13 protein-coding genes and 1 tRNA gene are annotated in these 19,736 nt (G+C 41.9%); 7 read left to right on the top strand and 7 right to left on the bottom strand.

Translation table 11 applies throughout. The features are described 5' to 3' along the window. The first annotated feature begins 28 nt into the window (after positions 1-28). The 4 genes from B5Z18_RS17675 to B5Z18_RS17660 all read left to right on the top strand — a co-directional run bounded on the left by B5Z18_RS17675 (position 29) and on the right by B5Z18_RS17660 (position 6,704). Positions 29-3,460 carry a TonB-dependent receptor gene (locus B5Z18_RS17675; RefSeq protein ID WP_079470798.1) on the top strand — a complete coding sequence of 1,144 codons (3,432 nt, stop codon included), beginning with the start codon at positions 29-31 and terminating at the stop codon, positions 3,458-3,460. 17 nt (positions 3,461-3,477) lie between these two features. Next, positions 3,478-4,269: a hypothetical protein gene (locus B5Z18_RS17670; RefSeq protein ID WP_079470797.1), complete on the top strand. Its 792-nt coding sequence runs from the start codon at positions 3,478-3,480 to the stop codon at positions 4,267-4,269. 11 nt (positions 4,270-4,280) lie between these two features. Beyond that, complete coding sequence (locus B5Z18_RS17665; RefSeq protein ID WP_143313626.1) at positions 4,281-5,024, top strand: hypothetical protein; 744 nt, start codon at positions 4,281-4,283, stop codon at positions 5,022-5,024. Positions 5,025-5,378: 354 nt separating this feature from the next. Then, positions 5,379-6,704 (top strand): hypothetical protein, encoded by a 1,326-nt coding sequence (locus B5Z18_RS17660; protein ID WP_079470795.1) that lies wholly within the window; start codon positions 5,379-5,381, stop codon positions 6,702-6,704. Positions 6,705-6,967: 263 nt separating this feature from the next. Here the strand turns inward: B5Z18_RS17660 and B5Z18_RS17655 are convergent, their stop codons facing one another. The 3 genes from B5Z18_RS17655 to B5Z18_RS17645 form a co-directional block, all read right to left on the bottom strand. Beyond that, positions 6,968-7,735: a hypothetical protein gene (locus B5Z18_RS17655; RefSeq protein WP_079470794.1), complete on the bottom strand. Its 768-nt coding sequence runs from the start codon at positions 7,733-7,735 to the stop codon at positions 6,968-6,970. 72 nt (positions 7,736-7,807) lie between these two features. Next, positions 7,808-9,673 (bottom strand): ATP-dependent helicase, encoded by a 1,866-nt coding sequence (locus tag B5Z18_RS17650; RefSeq protein ID WP_159454341.1) that lies wholly within the window; start codon positions 9,671-9,673, stop codon positions 7,808-7,810. Then, complete coding sequence (locus B5Z18_RS17645; RefSeq protein WP_079470792.1) at positions 9,660-11,525, bottom strand: ATP-dependent nuclease; 1,866 nt, start codon at positions 11,523-11,525, stop codon at positions 9,660-9,662. Before B5Z18_RS17645 ends, B5Z18_RS17650 begins: the two co-directional genes overlap by 14 nt. A gap of 816 nt (positions 11,526-12,341) precedes the next feature. Between B5Z18_RS17645 and B5Z18_RS17640 the strand changes: the two genes are divergently transcribed. Next, positions 12,342-13,292 (top strand): recombinase family protein, encoded by a 951-nt coding sequence (locus tag B5Z18_RS17640; protein WP_159454340.1) that lies wholly within the window; start codon positions 12,342-12,344, stop codon positions 13,290-13,292. Continuing rightward, complete coding sequence (locus tag B5Z18_RS17635) at positions 13,258-13,962, top strand: hypothetical protein (protein WP_079470790.1); 705 nt, start codon at positions 13,258-13,260, stop codon at positions 13,960-13,962. The genes B5Z18_RS17640 and B5Z18_RS17635 overlap by 35 nt, the downstream gene beginning before the upstream one ends. A gap of 195 nt (positions 13,963-14,157) precedes the next feature. On the opposite strand, the gene B5Z18_RS17630 is transcribed toward B5Z18_RS17635, so the two are convergent. After that, a tRNA-Met gene (locus tag B5Z18_RS17630) sits at positions 14,158-14,231 on the bottom strand. 124 nt (positions 14,232-14,355) lie between these two features. Beyond that, positions 14,356-16,890 carry a mechanosensitive ion channel family protein gene (locus B5Z18_RS17625; protein WP_079470789.1) on the bottom strand — a complete coding sequence of 845 codons (2,535 nt, stop codon included), beginning with the start codon at positions 16,888-16,890 and terminating at the stop codon, positions 14,356-14,358. Positions 16,891-17,070: 180 nt separating this feature from the next. On the opposite strand from B5Z18_RS17625, the gene B5Z18_RS17620 reads away from it, so the two are divergent. Beyond that, positions 17,071-18,639, top strand: a complete 1,569-nt coding sequence (locus B5Z18_RS17620) for a glycerol-3-phosphate dehydrogenase/oxidase (RefSeq protein WP_079470788.1) — start codon at positions 17,071-17,073, stop codon at positions 18,637-18,639. Positions 18,640-18,684: 45 nt separating this feature from the next. Here B5Z18_RS17620 and B5Z18_RS17615 read toward each other — a convergent pair whose 3' ends face one another. Further along, the gene (locus B5Z18_RS17615; RefSeq protein WP_079470787.1) at positions 18,685-19,275 is read right to left on the bottom strand and encodes a nitroreductase family protein; all 591 of its coding nucleotides are present in this window, start codon (positions 19,273-19,275) and stop codon (positions 18,685-18,687) included. A 12-nt stretch (positions 19,276-19,287) separates the two neighbouring features. Beyond that, positions 19,288-19,728 carry an acyl-CoA thioesterase gene (locus tag B5Z18_RS17610; protein ID WP_079470786.1) on the bottom strand — a complete coding sequence of 147 codons (441 nt, stop codon included), beginning with the start codon at positions 19,726-19,728 and terminating at the stop codon, positions 19,288-19,290. Positions 19,729-19,736: the final 8 nt, after the last annotated feature.

Here is a 19,736-nt window from a genome sequence, read left to right as displayed (position 1 = left end):
ACCATTTAATAAAAACAATTATAAAGATATGAAAAAAAAAGCACGAGGGACGATGATCCCTACCAGTCCGAGGCGCATCTTCATGATGCTGTGTTGCCTGATGCTGCTGGCATTAGGAATAGTCGCACAGTCGCCCGGAACGGTGAAACTAACTATTCGTTTTTCTAATGTTACACTGGACGTAGCTATGGAACAGTTGAAAGAAGCCAGCCCTGTCAACATTGCATACGATGCCGGTAAATTACGGCTCACACAATGGAGCATCTCCGCAAAAGAATTTAAACAAACCGACATATCCGACATCCTCCACTATCTGCTGCAAAAAGCAAACGTAGGTTATAAAGAAGTGGCTGGTGGGATCGTTTTATTTGAGAAACCACTGCCGCCAGCCACAAAAAAAGATGGCGGCCTTACCGGTAAACTTCTCGATGAAGAAAATGGCGATCCTGTAATAGGTGCTACCATTCGCATCGGCAGCACTGGCGCAATTACTGACGAAGCTGGTAACTTCTCCTTGCCACTACCTAAAGGGAACTATACCGTTCTGATCAGCGCCATTGGCTATGGCGCCAAAGAAGTTAGTGGCATTACCATCTCGGAAAATGGATTTTTCAACTTAAACGCCACCTTAAAAAGACGGAAAGGAAACCTGGCTATGGTAGTCGTGAAATCCTCTGTCAGCAAGGAATCTATAGCATCGCTGTATCTTCGTCAGAGAAATGATGCCGGTATCACCAATGGTATCAGTCGCGAACAGATTGCTGTTTTACCCGATAAAAATATCGGAGAAACATTGAAACGTATTTCGGGTGTCAGCACTACCGACAATCGCAGAGTGGTAGTACGTGGTATCGCTGAAAGATATAATATGGCCATGATGGATGGCGCCGCCCTCCCTAGCACCGATGTACAGGTGCGTGATTTTGAATTCGACATCGTGCCGAGTAATCTCGTAGATAATGTCGTTGTTTCTAAAACTGTTACACCAGATATGGGTTTCGGCTTTGGCGGAGGAATGGTACAAATCAATACCATGGCTATTCCTGAAAGTAATTTCACCACCCTCAGCTTCGGTAGTAAATATATCAACGGTAGTACCGGTAAAAAATTCATGGGTTACCAGCGGGGAAAAAGCGACTACCTCGGATTTGATGATGGTGGCAGAAATCATTTTCCTAAAGAGATCCTGACACTTACGCCGGGTAATTATGATCCCAGGAATCCCTATAATCATATCCCTCCTCCCGGCGTGGAGAAAGTTACCCCTGAAATGATCGCTGAGCAGAACAAAGCCATTGGCGGTCTGGAAAGATTAGGTACCCGCACCTTTAAAGCTGCACCCGGTCAGAATTACCAGTTTAGCCTGGGTCGTAGCTATAACCTGAAGAACAGTCGTATCGGGCTGGTAGGCTCCCTGAGCTACCGCAATGAACAGGCCATTGACGACATACAACACTTCGAGCGTGGCGCCTTCTCTATGGCAGGTAACAACCAGTATGATCTTCAAACAGGCAAAGAGATTCATGAATCAAAAGCCCAGCAATACAATTTCACTACTAGCTGGGGGGCCTTGCTCAATGCAGGATGGCGTATCAAAAACCATCAGATAACTTCCCGTAACTTTTATTCACGCGTATTTGCCAACCAGTTCTTTCGTATAGCCGGCTGGGGTGAAGATTTAGCAAAAGGTGATGATCCGATGATTAGTGAATACGACCGACCAAAATTCATCGACTTGTTACAGAACAGAATCAACGGTGAACATAACATTGGCCGTTTTAAGTTCGACTGGAGTATAGCCCGCAATACGGTTACCAACCACGAACAGGATGCGGTAGATGCAACAGTAGGACGTATAGAAACCCTGAATGGTGTTAGTTACAATTATTCACCAGGTCCAGGTAATGCTAATCCCGGACCCTTGAGCCGTTCTTCTTACAAATACGTGGAAACCAACTGGATGGCCGATGCGGCACTGAGTTATAAATTCAATATCGGTAAAACTGTGCAAGTAATTAAAGGCGGGTACCAGTACCAGGATAAAAAAGGCCACTATGATTGGAATGTTTTGCCAGTAGGGGTTGCAGGAAGTTTTAAAGATGGATACAAGCCGATACAACAATGGAGCATCGACTTTGCCAATCCGCTCACAGATATGTATTACTTCCCGGCAGCCTTCAATAACAACACTTACACAGGCAGGAATAATAACCAGGCTGGCTATGTAATGCTGGATAGCCGCTTTACCAAATGGCTTCGTCTGGTGTGGGGTATCAGAAGTGAATTTTATGAATACGAGAAGATAAAAGATGAAGCTGCAGATAAAGTTTCACAGGCCGACCTGGAAAATGCAGAAAAATACCGCTACGTAGATCCGGAAACCGGTAATCTTGTTCACAAAACACTTGATGCCAACGCTGAAGATAAAAAATGGCTGTACCTGCCTTCCGGTAACCTCACCATCACACCTATCCCTAACTTCAATATCAGGGCGTCTTACGCGCAATCAGCCATACGTCCGGCTCTGATTGAGAATTCCAGTTTTGCACGATTTAATTATCTCTATGGTCGTATACAACGTAATACAGGCGTGGTTTCTACGCTAATTACCCACTACGATCTGCGGGTTGAATGGTATCCATCCGCGGGAGAAGTCATCTCCGCTGGTTACTTTAAAAAACATTTCAGGAATCCGGTAGAAATGTACCTGGACATCACGAATACAAGTGGCGCCGTAGACCTGCTCACTGCCAACTCTGATTATGCAGATGTAAATGGCTGGGAAGTAGATGTCCGCAAAAGCTTTGGGTTCTTTGCTAAAGATGTAAAATTTTTAAACAACCTCTATTTCAGCGGTAACCTGACACTGCAGAACTCTGAAGTACAGGCCAGCGCCTTCCGTTACGAAACCATGGGCTCCGGCTCTGATGCAGAAGGTAACTCATATGCCTATCGCAGAAAAACTTACCTGAAAGAAAAACGACCGTTATACGGACAAGTCCCTGTACTGTATAATATCGGTCTGCAATACGCCGGAGATAGATTAGGTGCAAATATCGCTTTCAACCACGCCGGCTATAAAACCTTTACGGTTGGTATGCAACCGCATTATTCCGAAATGGAACGTCCGCGCAACCAGATAGATGCGCAGATAAGCTATAAATTCCTGAAAGATAGAAAATTACAGGTAAGGCTGAACATCAGCAATCTTACAAATAGTCCCTACCGCTTTTTTATCAACGGACAGAATACTTATGAGGTGAAGCCAGGCAGCGATAACATGACCATGAAAGAATGGTCGGATGTATACAAATGGGAATATGGCTTCTCACAAAATTATGAGGAAGGCTATTATCAGGATAGCCCTGATGGGAAAACGAAAATTCGTATAGGCGATACTGATACCTTCATCCGCAAAATAGGATCATCTTTCAGTTTATCCATTTCCTACAATTTATAACGACATAAACAGAAGAAATGAAATCAATTTATACAAACTGGATTTTGCTGAGTATGGCCGCTTCTTTGCTGGCCGCCTGCAATAAATACAATGATAATTTTCTCTATACAGACCAGGTGTTTCCTATCAGCATAAAGGGTTATAACGCCACCAAAGAAGTGCTTGCAGTAAAAGTGGACACCATCAGTTCGCCACGTATAGCAACCGGTGAAAGCGCATTTAACCTGGCGGAAGCTTACACTTTCAGAGGAGAGCAGCGTACTGTTAAGGTCAATGTCAGTGAAAAAAACACAGGAAAACTGGTATTAGAACAAGAATTCAAAAAGGAAGATGGCGCTGCCAGCTTAAATTTTCTTTATATGGATGGAAAGATGAGTGATATGCCGGAAAAGCCCGGGGTAACAGATAAGAAAATCAGCCTGATATACATGTTCGTTCCTGATGTAACCAAATACAGTGAACCGGTAGATTTAGTCATTGGTAAATACTATTCCACTCCTAAAGTTTTTGAAGAGATCACCCGACTCAAAAATGTGAAACCAAATGAATTCAGTGAGGCTGCCACTATCTCTACGTTTTCCACCGCCAGGCAGGAATACAATGGTGTGATGACTTCCGTTTCTTTTCAGGTGAGAATCTATAAAGCAGGTACCAACACGCCTTATATAGATGGCACCTCCTATACCTGGAACGATCTGTCCACCACTGCTCCTAAACCGGCTGCATCTGCAGCCTCTTCAAAAATATACATCTTCTCTGAAGCTCCCAGCGGAACGATCATGAGATTTAATACCCGTTTAGACTATTAAAATTTAAAGAGATGATGTCAAAATATAGATTACTAAGTTTGCTTGTTGTTCTGCTAGTGTTTATCTCCTGCAATAAGGAAGATGAAACAACAAGAGCAATCAATGTAGAAGTCTGGGGATATAATATTGGCGACGCCGAGCTGGAAACATCCATAGATACTACCATTTACCGCAACTTTACCACGCTGCCGAACAAGCCGGTTACGTTCAGTAAAATTTATACCTTCCATGCTTCAAAAAAAGAAAGCGCCTTAAAAATTAAAGATAAAACTTCCGGAAAAGATGTTTTTCAGCAACAGCTCAATCTGAGCAGTGGTAAGCTTGAGCTGTTTTTCCCGTTTGTTTACATCAACGGAAATGAACTGAAAATAGAAATACCTGCTGCAGATTCATCTACCAATAAACTAAGCTTTTATATTCACTATCCGAAAAGTAGTGATGCGCTGGATATCTTCCTCCAAAATGAAACAGGTCAGATAACCTACATCGCCAAAAACGTTAAACCAGGTACCTGGATCCATGCGGATTATATGCCGGAAGAAGGCTTTCAGGACAAGAGTAAATCTTATAACCTGTACTTTACCAAAACCGGTACCATAGATAGCTGGTACTTCGAAGACAGTGAATTGATCAGTAAAGTGGGAGAGGCGGGCTTACTTCTCCCTAAAAATGTTGAAAAAGGTCTGGTACGCACTTACTTTGTTACACCCGGCAACCTGCAGCTGGATGTTATACGTTTGTTTAAAAGGCCGTGAATTTAGTAGTGGCAGATTTAATTAGTGCGCGGTAGCGATGCCGCGCACTCTTCTTTTGAAAGTCGCCTGATAGAAGGGCGACTTTTTTTATTCGTTATAAAAGCATTAAAGACGAATCACGTCCAGGATGTTGTGCTAAAAGAAAGAAGGCTTTCAGGCAGATGCTTGAAAGCCTTCTTTCTTTTTTCGTAGCCCAGATGGGATTTGTTTGGAACCAGTGATGGCGTTTTTGGGTGAAATTCAGGGGGTGATGGTCCATCCGTAGACAGTTTAGATTTGCTATTGACGAGCTCCTCAATAAATACTATCTTCGTTTTCCTCCTTACCCTGAATGTTTATAAAATAGTGCTTGTAATGCAGGATATTTTTAACACGAGAGAATTAGCCCTTTTTACTTGGATCATCCCTTTTTTTTTATGGATAATGATGAAATCTTCCAACAGGCGGATGTTATTCGACATGGTCATATTAGCCATCGGTAGATCGTTTTGGGTGATATATGGATTAATGATTGTCTATGTGATGGCTGTCATTGGGATCATGTCGAAGATAGGTATTTGGGATGCAGGGCAAATAAAAAATACCATATTTTGGTTTATATCCGCTGGTTTGGTTTCGCTTTACAGTATTAACAAAATAAGAGAGGATAAAGGCTACTACGTGGATGCGATAAAAGACGTATTCAAGTTTACGGCTTTCGTGGAGTTTCTTATTGGGTTCCATACATTCAACTATTGGATCGAAATTTTCATTTTGCCGGTAGTCACCTTTCTGGTCTTGCTTGCAGTCTTTGCTAAGCGGGATCGAAAGAATACATTGGTCGCGAAATTCGCTAATGGATTGCTTTCGATCATTGGGCTTTTTTTAATTATCTATGCGTTATATTGGATAATTGCCCACTTTGAATCATTTGCATCCAAGGGCACCTTATCTGATTTTCTTGTACCATCGCTTTTATCTTTATTTTTTCTACCGTTTGTCTTTTTGTTGTCGGTATATGTCAGTTACGAAATGGCGTTTGTTGGGCTTCGTGTGGCTCTGCAAGACTCTGGATTATATTCGTTCGCTAAAAAAATGGCCATCTTTCATTTCAAGTTTCGGGTAAAGGATTTTGTCCGGTGGAAAAATTCTCTTTTTATCCACACGATCCAAACTAAGGAGGAACTGATACTTTCCCTGAAAAAAATGAAAGAGCTGAACAAAATTGAGGCAAATCCTCCAAATGTTGATATAAGCATGGGGTGGTCGCCTTATAAGGCAAAGGATCTTCTAAAAGAGGGCGGTGTGGAAACTGGATTTTATAATGATTGTGGAGATGGTGAATGGCAGGCCGCGTCTAACTTGATATATTTAAATGACAATGAAATTATTTCTAGTTGTATTTCTTACTACGTTATGGGCAGCAACGAGGTTGCCAATCAGTTAAAACTGATGCTTGCTGTTCACTATCCGGAATCCGCTATGGTAGCACATAAGAGAATGTTGGATTTAGCAGAACTTCTTCACAGAGAGGCTATGGGGTCTAACTTGCCCGAAGAATTAAAACGATCTATCCGAATAGGTCTCAATTTTACATTATCTGATGGTAATAGGAAAATATCAGTATCAAGACAGGCGTGGGAGGAGCATAAACTTGGAGGATACCACCTTATTTCGATTCTAGAGGTAGATAGCCCCTAACAAAGATTGCTAAAAAAGTTGAGCCAAATTATAGAATATCTTCCATTTACAGGAATTTGGCTAGGCCTGTCAGGATGTTGGACGTAGTTACATTGGCTAGTTTCTATGGTTACAAGCTTTTTCAAGATTGTTCCAACTGAACCGACTACTACATGTTGTTTCAAAGTATATAACTATATTTTCTTTTTGAAAGTTATTTATCAAAATAACATCTTCGAAACCAGATTAAAAGAATTTGTTTAATAGCAATGGTAACAGCCATTCTATATAGTATTATAGTCTATTTTCTGAAAGCGATTAGTTTGCTTTTCAAGTTGAGACCAGTCAAAATCATATTTTTCATCATCTGTCCAATCGTCAGGATACTTTATCCTAAAAAGCCCACCAATTGTAGAATCTAAGTCATGATAATCATACCCAGTGGACAGTCCAATGCCACCGGAGAAAGACATATCCCTAAATTGCGAAGTGAGTAAAACAAGGAGTCCTGTAACTGCGTTGAGTAAGTTTTCGAAGTTAGCTTGCTTAAATTCTTCCTTTCGATCATGCTTGCTGGCATTGTACGCCCTATACCAAGGTAGTGAATTACTCGTACCCCATTCTTCAAAAGGCTTAAATACTCTACCAACTTCATTCCAGATAGGGAGAACAACTTCATATCCAGAAAGATGATGTGTTGTATTGATTTTTTTATAGACGCCCATGTTATAAATGGGATTACCAAATCGATCATTTTGCGGAGTATAAATATTTTCGCTCAGAATTGCTTTAAAATTCGCTTCAATTTCAATACACGTCCGCATAAGCAATTCATGAATTCTATAAGAATATATTTTTAGAGCTTCGTCAGAAGGCTCAATGTATTCAAAGAGTAACTCAAGATCACTTTGAATTAACTTATATGCCCTAACGTAGTGAGCAGGGAAGATTGCGTATTCTTTGTCAATGATGTAAGCCCAATCACTATATCCAGAATTCGGTCCGTCTTTTACAGATCTATAATTCCGATAGTATGGTTTCGTTATACTCATTTCTGATTTTCTTTAAGTTGAAAAATTATGGACCAGGTTCAAAAAATATGTTTTGATATCTTAAGGATATTGCTAAGGTTGATATATAAACCCTAAATTTATTAATCGATTTAGTTCGTCTTGGCTTAAGACAGGAGTGGCTATGACTAACAGGTGTTTAGGTCTAGAACATGCAACATAAGCAAATCTTATATGTTCTTCCTCATGATTTCCATCTCTTAGCCAATGAGAAAAATGCCCTCCCTTGCTTAATCTATTTTTATGGGACACTAATAGGACAGCATCTAAGGTTTCCCCTTTTACGCTGTGGATTGTAGTAGTTCTAAACCGATTTTCTATAACAGCATTTTGTAGAGCACTTTTTACAGAATTATTTCCTTCGCCATTGGGAACTCTTATTTTCCTCGCAATTTGAGCAAACTCTTTGGTCCTTCCCCTTAGCTCATGCCAGACAGTAGGTAAAAACGTTTTCAGCTTTGGAATCCATGAATTCCAGTTGATGTCATTCCCATTTTCTTCGAAAGGATATAAATCGACACATTGGCAGAGTATCTTCTTTAACAATTGCCGCCACTGTATATTGTTAAAGCTATCCGGACGATATTGTTCTCGGAAACTGCCATTACCATCATAGCCTAACATACAAAAGAAGCGTCCAAGGTATTCTAATGCATTCATTAGGTCCGTGGCATTTCGACTGGGTTTATACCAAGACTCAATTGCTGCTACAAATAGTTCTACTTTTGAATAGTCTTTTTTACCACTTTGTGATTTTAATGGCGAAATAGTAGACTTTCCACGAGCAAGAATGGCGCATTTGTCAATTGATAAATCATGTGCAGCAACCAAATTGTCAAATCTGGTTGGTAATTGCGAAAACGAAGTATCGTCATATTGCCATATTATACATGGGGTTTGACTTATCGCTGTTAGATTTGCATTTACCCTTATTCGTTGGCCAATAACAGTATTGGAAATATCAACTATTTGTTGACAACTTCTATAGTTATTAGTTAACTTTAAATTTACAAATTGATGTTCATCAACATATTTCCGTGTTTCGCTGGGATCAACCTTTCTAAAGTCATAAATGGCCTGATGAAGGTCTCCGATAAAGTGAAGATGCACTCCCCGAGACTTTAATATATTTAAGATTTCAATCTGGCTGTGTGAAAGATCTTGGCATTCATCTATAAATATTATGGGAAATCGAGCGCTAATTTTCTCTCTAAGATCGGGATATGCTGATAATAGCTGATGGCAGACCATTTCAGCATCTGAATATGTGGCAAACCCAGCTGTTATAAACTTTTTTTTGTTTGCGATTAAACTTGCTATCTCTCCTCGTGTGAGAGGCTGTGAGGTTAATAAACGGCTAATATCTTCATCAAAGCTATCAAAATTATCCCAATTGGGGGAGCAATAATACTGAGTGGCTCTAATGGGTCTGGATTGGCCCCCCCTTGTAAGATTGACCGTATAATTTGTAAGAAAACCTGCATGCTTGTCTTCTAGAATAATTCTTATGCTTTTATCGCCATCTTTTCCAGCGTATCTCGTTAGATAATGGGAAAACGGTTGCAATAAATAGCTATGAAGCCAACTGTCAAAAGTTCCAATGAAATGAGGGAATAAGCTGGCTGATATTCCAGCATATTTTTTAACTCGGTTGTCTAATTCATTGGCAGCGCTGTTGGTAAAGGTGATTATAGCTAGTCCTCCATTTGGATTCACCCAACGTTTGATCTCATATGCTGTTTTTAAACCGATAACTTCAGTTTTCCCTCCTCCTGCACAAGCCTCCAAAAAGGTAGATTGAGAAGTGCGGTAGTTTATATAGTTAGTTTGTTGTTCGCTTAATTTGTTCAGTTCTTCCAAGCTACATTTTAGCTTTTCGGAAAGCTTTCCTATTATAGTAAGTTTTTTATTCTTCTTCATAGCCAACAAGCCATTTAAATGCATTCAAAATATATTCAGGAATTACAAATTGTATATTGGGATTAGATAATCTTATAGCTAATTCCTGGGCAAATTCTCCTTTGTCGATATGATTTAACAAATAATAGGCAGCATTTGCTTTATCTGTAATTTCCTCTTCTCGCCAATTTGTTTGAATGTATCGTTCAAAAGTATCCCGAATCTCTCCATTTGTTGTTATAAAACTTAATGCTACGTCAGACATTAGAGCCAAGTTGTTACCTTCTAGTGCTAGGTCATACTCCAAGGTTTTCAAATTGCTGAATAGTCTACAGTTTTGAGAGTTGGCAATTAATTCGGGAATCAATGGAAGCAGTCTATTGGAGCCCTGAATGGGGTTCTGTGATGTTGGTTGTGAGATTTTCGGAGGATCGTTATCTGTTAAGCCTGCGCATTTTATTGGAATACTTGCGCTAGGGCTAAATGTGTTATTCGCAAGTTTGTAGTATCCCTGAAATAAAGGGAAAAAATGATCAAAATAAATCCCATTCATGTTGATTATCGAAATTCCATACTCATCTAGTGTATTATGAAATATTCTATCGGGTTTTTCCAACTTAAACTGTTGTAGAGCTTTGTTTGATAGTTCTTTTACAATTAGTCCTTCAGCAATTCCCTCAACAAATAATACACCTTTCGCAAATAATAGTACCGACTTTGTAATATCCAGCCATCTTTCTATAAACTTTTTAGAGTTAGGTAGAAGACCACAGTCCACTAAAGACGTGTATATGGGATTTTCTTTTAATGATATTGGTGTGACGACTTTTATAGTATCTAAATCGACACTGGATGCTAAAGTTGGAGAATGCGTAGTTACGATGATTTGAATTTTATCTTCAATTGATTTTTCTTGGAGATATTTAAGCAAACGAATTTGCAATTGTGGGTGTAAGTGTGCCTCCGGCTCCTCAATAAGTAATATTTTATGAAACGAATTGAGGTTCTCTGTTCCTTCTAACTCTGCGAGAATTGTTGCCAGATAAAGGATGTTGTTATGGCCTAAACTATTTTCACTTAGTTCTCGGAACATACTAATTTCCGTTTTTTCATTTGGCCCAGGTAGTAACGGATAGAAAAGAAGCCGTATTCTTTCGACAATTCTATCAAAATTAATCTCAGTAAATTGTAAAGATGTATCTTGACCAAAAACGGCCCCGACAGATTTTTTTATGTTGTCTTGAATGTATTTATTGGCTATTTGGACGGAGGAGTCACGTAGTAGTTCTTTGTTGAGATTAGCAAATTTCTTTTCCAATGGATGATCCTCCTCTTCTTCTTTTCTAAGATTCTTTAGCAGTCGAGCAATCCTGGACCCTTTGTATCCTCTTAGCTTGGCCTCAGCATCTCTTAAGGGAGGTAAGTAGATACAATTGATTCTGTGAAGCAGTTCCCATTCAAATAATCCTGTTTCTGATTGATTTCCCCACATTTTTCGCTTGAAGTTTCCTCGAATGTCCTCTTTGTTTTCAATAATAAGATTTAGTTTAGCTTTTTGCATATCATTTAAATCGAGCCACGGTAAATACGCAACCTGTTCATCTTCAGTTAACTCATTAAACTCACAGGAGATGGAGATTCTATCAGCTCCTTTGCTTTTAGAAGGGGTATCTATTGGTCGGTGAAAATCAACTTCACTGATGCCTGTTCTACTATATTCGTCCTCATGTAATATTAGCCTTATTGCATCTATTATGGTACTTTTTCCAGACGCATTTTCGCCAACTATTACATTTAATCCTTTATTAAGAGCGACCTTGAATTCTTTATTGAATGCTCTATAGCCTGATATTTTAATAGTTTTAATATACATAAGATTGTATCCTTGTAGTTCGGATTATAAATGCTAGTAATTGAAAAGCCCATTGATGAAGACTGTTTCGGTTGATGATATTTAAAGCGTCTTCGTTTTATAACAGGGCTAATGTTCTCGAGTATGCTCAATAGTATCCAATGGAATATCCATTTATTGCTGAAATATTTTGGTATTTTTTATTTGCATGGATATCCGTGAATTTTTCCTTTTCATAAGGTACTTCATGAAATTTATCATGGCACTAATTAATCTATGTTAAATTAGTTTGTAAATGAAGTGTGGGCCTACGTCTGGACACCAATATAGGTTCAATATATGGTCAAATTTTGAGTGTATTAACCGGTGGAGCTAGACGACATATTGTATTATGTATTGTGCGAGTCATCTATCTAGAATTTGAATTTAAGCTATTTATACGAGTTTTTCCGTTAAGTATTTTTTAAGTTTAATATTTTCAGGATAAAAAGGGAATTTACAAATCGCAAACTTGTCTAGTTGATTGTGGGATTTAAATGCTATTATATAGGAGAAATGCTTTCCTGAATTTTCGCCATTGCCGAAAAACCTGATTTGTTGGCTATAAGTCTGAGGGCTCAATTTATCAATGCTCTACATAAAAATTTCATGTACCTGTCCATGTTATTTGAGTTAATTCTCAAGATTAATCAACAGGTAATATCTCCCAGTCAGGCTTTATAACAGAAGTCATGTTTTCTCTTGGTTCTTCATTCGAGTATCAATTATATACTTGGAGTGGAGACGTGTTTTCAAGGCATCAATTTCATTTTATGAATTCATAAAAACTAAATGATTATGAAAAACACTCCCACCAATGACGCAATTGGCTACGCCAGAATCTCCACCAAAGACCAATCTACTTACTCCATTCCTTACCAGCGAAAAGCCATCATAGACTATTGTGCCCATTACACGCTAAATCTACTAGCTGTTTTTACAGATGAAGGTGAAAGCAGCTATTCTTTTGATCGACCGAATTGGCAGGCCCTGGAGAGGTTTATCAAGCAACATAAAGGAGAAGTGAGTTATCTCATCATCCTGGACCATGACCGGTTTAGCCGCAATCTCTCGGAGGCGTTAATGAAGATAGACCAACTTGCAAAGAGCCTTAATGTAAAAGTGTTATCCGTTTGCGAGCCGACAAATACAGATACCAGGTCGCCGGATACTTTTTTGAGCCGTGCCTTCAAACTATTGTTAGCCAATAATGAACTGCTTCGAATCAGGGAGAGAACCAGGCGGGGGATAAGGTTGGCGCGGGAATCCGGAAGAGTCGTTAATACCGCACCATTTGGCTATAAGAATAAAAGAGATGAAAACGATAGGCCTATCATTGTTGTCGACCCGGCGAGGGCGCCTATTATTGTACAGATGTTTGATGATTTCGTAACAGGACTACCTCATAAGCAAATTACAGAAGATGCCAGAAAGAAAGGATTTACGTTAAAAGGGAAGAGTGCACTGGTTAGAGTATTGACGAACTCGGTGTGTGCCGGACTTATTAAGATTCCTGCTTACGATAAAAAGCCGGAGAAATTCGTTCAAGGATTACATGAGCCATTGATCAAAGAAGACGTTTTCTGGAGGGTTCAGGAATTATTAAACAGTAAGCCTAAGCCGAGAGTAACACCGACAGACGAGATTTTCTTACGGGGTCCTTTATTGTGCATGTGGTGCAGCTTATACCGGATCATTCAGCAGGGGCAAATCAATGCAATATTATTTGTATTACAGGTGTCTCCGTGAAGGAAGGCCTAATTACCGCGCTGATGCCTTGCATGCGGTCTTCCTGGTCTTGCTGAGTAAGTTGATTTTCTCGCAGCATTTGAAGGCTGCTATAGAAGGAGCTACCAAGGAACAACTAGGAAGCATGTTAAACGTTGAAATTTTGACCACAAAAAACAATCAAAAGGAAATTGCAGAAATAGAGCAGAAGTGCGAAAGGTTGGAGGAGTGTTTATTAAATGACCAAATAGAGCCTTCTTCATATAAGAAATGGTACAGCAAATTAAGAGAACAAAAGTCTGTTTTGCAGAAAGAAATTGATGATCTGGCAAGGGAGTTGCAGGCCCTTCAGGAGAAATTCGGGAGAATTATTCCCTTATTACTAAACGCAAGGAAAGTCTTTGACCATTGCAAGATGGCTTCCAGGCAAAGGTTTATGCGGAAGATATTTGAAGCAGGGCTGATTTATGATGGAAAAAAATTCAGTGCCTCGTACCTGCATCCGGCGTTTATGCATTTAAGTGAGGAGCTGAAGGAGGAGAGCTTATTGCAGCTGGTATCCGTCGTTTCTGCTACTAATTGGCTCTCTGATTGTAGCGTAGAAATAGCGATTGATGAGGACAAACTACTGGCAGCAGAAAATCAATTAGCCACTTTAATTGTTGAGTTAATCGCTGAAACTATTTGCTAATTCTATTCGATTTTTCAGCTAAGTTTTTTAGATACCCCTAATGGGAGTTGAAAACATTGTACGTTGAAAATTAATATTTTATGAAGGTAAGAAAAACTGTAATTGTGTGGGAGCTAGGAGAGGGAAAAACTAAATAGGTCTTAATCAGCTACTTAGAAAATAAGAAAGCCGCATCATATGATGCGGCTTTCTTCGTAGCGAGATCGGGAGTTGAACCCGAGACCTTTGGGTTATGAATCCAACGCTCTAACCACCTGAGCTACCTCGCCTTATTCTCCATCCGGACCGCTGTAACTACTATCAGTAGCGCCTGCTGCTCCAAAACGGGAGTGCAAAGATAACGGCTTAAAAATGAAAATTCAAAATGAATCCAACGTTTTTTTATAATTTTTTTTAAAGCGTGCCGCCCGGAGCCGGCTTATCCCATTTTTTTAATAAGGATTCATCTACAGACCGGATATGCAAATCCCGCTGTGGATAAGGAATTTCAATACCTGCCTGATTAAGGGCCGTGTAAATGAACGACATCACCTCATTTTGAAGCCTGCCCGCATTATCCAGGTCGCCTACCCAGAAATACACCTTGAAATTCACGGCGTTATCTCCGAAGTCGGTAAGTTGTATAAACGGGGCCGGAATAGTAAGCACATCTTTACGATCGGTAAAGGCAGATTGAATAATCTCCGTAACCTGGTCAATATTGCTGCCATAGCCAACACCAAGAGCAAAGGTGATTCGTTTATTCCGGTTGGCCCTGGTCCAGTTGATCAGTTGTTGCGATATCAGGTCACCATTGGGAACAATTACTTCGGAGCCATCGTAGGCACTGATCTTACTGGAGCGGATGCCTATTTCTTTTACAACGCCGGAGCGGGGTCCGAGTTCTATCACATCTCCAATTTCTATCGGCTTTTCAAAAGCAAGGATGATACCGGATACGAGGTTATTTACCACGTTTTGTAAACCAAAGCCGATACCTACACCGAGGGCGCCTATGATGATGGTGATTTTATCCATCGGGATGCCGGAGGCAGCAAATGCCAGTAATACACCACCGGCCAGTACGGCCAGCCGCAATAACAGCAGGGCGGAACCGAATTTTGTTTTTTTATTGGGATTGGCACTTTGACCGGTATTTCCAAACATATAGGCAATCAGTTGGGAGGCCACCGTGGCTACCCATATCACCAGTATAAAAATGATGATGCTGCTGAAGGTGAAATCTGAATTACCAAGCTTATGCCGGGAAGAAAGGAAATCGACAATAACATCGTAAATGGTATCATACAAATAAACGCAGCGGGATATGATCGCCAGCCATCCTACAAAAGCCAGGATGGTGAGAAATGTTTTCAGCTTTTTCTGCACTTCCTGGTAGTCCATAAAAGATATGAATGTGCTGGAATCTTTATTGGCTTCTACCTGCAGGTAAACGGATTCCATCAGTATCTTCACGAGGATAAACAGGCTCAGGGCCATCACGGCACTTACAACAGCGGTAGATCCCATAATTTTGGCAGTGCCTACCCTGGCTAAAATAACCATGATCAGGGAAAACGCGCTGGTGAGCATGAATAGCATCAGCACCGGCCGGGTGAATTTCGGTTGTGCAAAGGTGGTGAGGGAAGATTCTTTCAACAGGCGGTTCCCGAGCAGGAGCGAAAGAATGGCGCCGATTAATAATCCCCATTGTTCTGCATAAGTAATTTCTATCAGCAGGTTATTCAAACTGTAAACAAACAGTAAGCCGATCAGTAACAGCCAGCTTTTGAATAATGTTTTAGGAAGATGTGTGCGGAAGATAATGGTCAGCGCAATCACATCTAAACCCCAGGTGATTTCTGTAAAAAGAATAGGGTAACGTACAGATAATACGGACGATAGCGAAGCAATCAGCACAACGGTGCAGGCCACGGGGTAGCGGTAGAGGTACCGGGCGTGCTGCAGGATCGTTTCCCCTTCCTGTTCGTTGTGGTTATGCCGGATGCGCCTGATATTGTTGTATACCCACCAGGAAAACAATACAGCGAGCAACAGCCACACAAAAAATATCGGCCACTGTATGGAAAAGAAGATGGCTAACACCTTGGTGCTTTTATGCAGCGAGTTTTTCAGCACCGGGAAAAACTCAAGAGGGTTGATGCTGTCGCGGTGAGGCTTCCACAGGTACCGGTAGTCGCGCACAAACATATTGGAAGCAAACTGCTTCAGGCGGTAGTCCATGTCCTCGTAAAGATTGGAGACTTCAATATACCGGTTGGCCACCCTGTTTTGCAGCAGCCCTATCTTAATAAGACTGGCCTTATTCGCACTGTCTACCGAGCGGAATTTAAGAATGAGGTTGGTTACCTGGCCTATATAAAAGCCGTACAGTTCATCTTCGGAAGGAATGTTGCGCATGGCGGTATCGCCCCGGATTGTGTGGATGGTGTCATTAATGTTTATCAGTTTGTCATAGTAGGAAAAGAGGGCGGTTTGCCAGGAGGTGAGTTTGCGCTGCAACTGCTCCAGCATTACTTTGTTGGTATATATATCGTTGATGTTGGGGGTGCGGCCCAGGCTGGCAATATTGTATTTTATCAGCGCGAGGGACGTATCTGTCAGCGGCAGTCCGTCGCTGATACGGGAGGTATCAAATCCGCGCCGGAGGGAACTCATAAGATCGTTCAGCGTCAGGGTGTAGCTTTCAATACGGTTGATCAGGATGGATACAGACGTGTCCGATTTTTTTACCCGGCTGGTATCTTTTGACAGGGCCTGGATATTTTTGCTGATGGTGGCGCTGTCAACAGCTACCATGTGAATGGTATCGGATTTTGGTTTTCGCTTGCTGCGCTGTGCCGTGGCGTTGTAACTGCCGGTAATAACAACCGTGAGTATCAGCAGCTGTAGAAAATATCTGTAATTGAGTTGAATCCTGGTAAACATACGAAGCTATAAAGTTGAATGATCTCTATGGAGGAACATTTTTAATGCCTAAATGTTCCTGAATTTAAAACTTTTAACCCTCCCGGCCGTTAAGTTTTCTGGAATCGGCCGCTTTGATTTGTCCGGTATCCGATTCCTCAGTATTTTGTATATGATTGGCAGACCAATGAAAACTAGCTTATGAACAGAGAAATGCTTGTTGCCTCATTAAAAAAGGATCTCGAACCCTGGGACATAATAGTGATTGGTGGTGGGGCTACCGGCCTCGGCGCCGCACTGGAAGCGGTAACACGGGGGTACAGAACTTTATTGCTGGAGCAGGTGGATTTTGCAAAATCCACTTCCAGTAAAAGCACGAAGCTGGTACACGGAGGCGTACGTTATCTCGCACAGGGCGATGTATCGCTGGTAAGGGAAGCCAGTGTGGAACGCGGATTGCTGGCTGCCAATGCCCCGCACCTGGTACGTAACCTGGCTTTTGTTATTCCTACTTTTAATTTCTGGGAGAATCTGAAATATACGATTGGCCTCAAAATGTACGACTGGCTGGCAGGCCGGCTCAGTCTGGGGAAGTCGACGCATATTTCCAGGTCAGCTACCCTGGCGCGGTTGTCTACGCTGAAGCAGGAGCACCTCGCCGGTGGCGTGCTGTATCACGACGGACAATTTGATGATTCACGCCTGGCCATCAACCTGGCACAGTCTATTTCAGATAACGGCGGTACGGTGCTGAATTATATGAGGGTTACCGGTTTACGAAAAGATGGCTTTGGAAATATCAGCGGACTAACGGTAAAGGATACCCTGGGCGGAGGAGAGGAAATATATCTCAATACCCGCGCGGTGATCAACGCCACCGGTGTGTTTGCGGATGATGTACTGGAAATGGATAACCCGGCAGCGCCAAAATCTATTGCGGCCAGTCAGGGTGTACACCTGGTACTCGACAGCGATTTCCTGCCCGGCCATAACGCCCTCATGATCCCGTCTACCAGCGATGGAAGGGTGCTCTTTATCGTTCCCTGGCATAATAAAGTGGTGATGGGTACTACCGATACCCCCGTTAAGCATATCAGCCTGGAGCCCCGAGCACTGGAAGAGGAAATTGCTTTCATTCTCCGTACGGCCGGTCAGTATTTATCGAGGGCGCCGCAACGTTCTGATGTACGCAGTGTGTGGGCTGGTCTTCGCCCGCTCGCCGCCGCCAGGGCGGAAGGGCATAAAACAAAAGAAATCTCCCGCAGCCATAAAATAATTGTGTCCAAATCAAATCTTATTACCATTATTGGTGGTAAATGGACTACCTACCGCAGGATGGCGGAAGATGTAATACATAAGCTGGAAGTGGTGCTGAAGTGGAAGGAGACAGTCTCGGCTACCCCTCACCTGAAAATTCATGGCGCCACCGATAAGGTGAACTGGGAAGATCCGTGGTATTTCTATGGCAGCGATGTATTGCACCTGCACCAAATGGTGGCGCGTCAGCCGGATTTGCAGGAGGAGCTGAGCCGGGAATATCATATCATTAAAGCACAGGTGGTATGGGCCGTGAAAGAGGAGATGGCCCGCAACATTGAAGATTTTCTTGCCCGCCGTACGCGCTTGTTGTTCCTCGATGCAAAGGAAGCACTGCGTATAGCCCCTGCCGTAGCCCGGATTATGGCGGAAGAATTACATAAAGATGAACATTGGGTAGCTACACAGATCAGCAGCTTTGCGGAAGAAGCGAATGGGTATCTGTTAAAATAATTTATAAGAAGATGGGGATCAACAGGTCCCCATCTTCTTATAAAATTACATCCATCTGAACTTCTCATTAAATGGTTTCATTCTTCTTCCCGGTTGCGCAGGCTCGTCTGTATAGCCCATATAAAAGAAGCCCAGTACCAGGTCTTCTTCTCCCAAACCAAAATATTCCTGCATGGCAGGGTGGTAGGTCATTCCGCCGGAACCCCAGTAGGCGGCAATACCCAGGGCGGTAGCGCCCAGCCAGATATTTTCCACTGCGCATGATACCGCGGCAATTTCCTCCAGCGCCGGGATCTTCGGATTGTTCCCGCGTTTCATACAAATGGCCAGTACATGCGATGCCAGGTTGCCCTGCGTTTTCAGTTTATCGTAGTTGCCCGGAATATATTTGTCGGCGGGGGTATGCTGCTTGTACATATCCGCATGATCTGCACAAAATTGTTGCACTTTATCACCGCTGTACACCACAAAGTACCAGGGTTCTGTATACCCGTGTGTGGGCGCCCAGTCGGCGAGTTGCAACAGTTGCTGTACCGTTTCATCTGCAATCTTCCGGCCGTTCATGCTGGTGGGTTTCACCGTACGGCGTGCTGTAATCACCTGTTCCACTGCAGTGGGTGTTGCTGTTATATCCATAATCTGTTGGTTTTATTTTCCTGTTTCCAGGCGTGCCTTCATATCGGCCGGCAGTTTTGCTATTTTATGTGCGTTATAGTCAAAGCATATCATACCGGTTTTAGCTTCGGCGATGGTAATCGTTTGTCCGTTACGGTTAGTGGTGATGAGATAAAACAATTCAAAACCCAGGGCATTAAATTCGCCCGCCGCAACGGCTATATCAAATATATCTCCATAAAATCCTTCCCCTTTGTAAGCAATGGCCACATCGGCCATAATGAAACCTGCGCCGGCTTCATGATCCAGCTCTTTATAGCCCAGGTTGCCGAGGAACTGTATCCTGGCTTCATGTATAATAGACAGGATGGCATCGTTGCCTACGTGGTTGCCATAATTAATATCCCGGATCCGCACAGGAATTTGTACGCTGAAAGGAAATGTTGCAGGTAAATCTATCTTGACTCTTGCCATACTTATTT

Origin of the sequence: Chitinophaga ginsengisegetis, assembly GCF_900168065.1 — a bacterium.
Taxonomy (GTDB): Bacteria; Bacteroidota; Bacteroidia; order Chitinophagales; family Chitinophagaceae; genus Chitinophaga; species Chitinophaga ginsengisegetis.
This window is presented reverse-complemented; position numbering and strand designations above follow the sequence as displayed.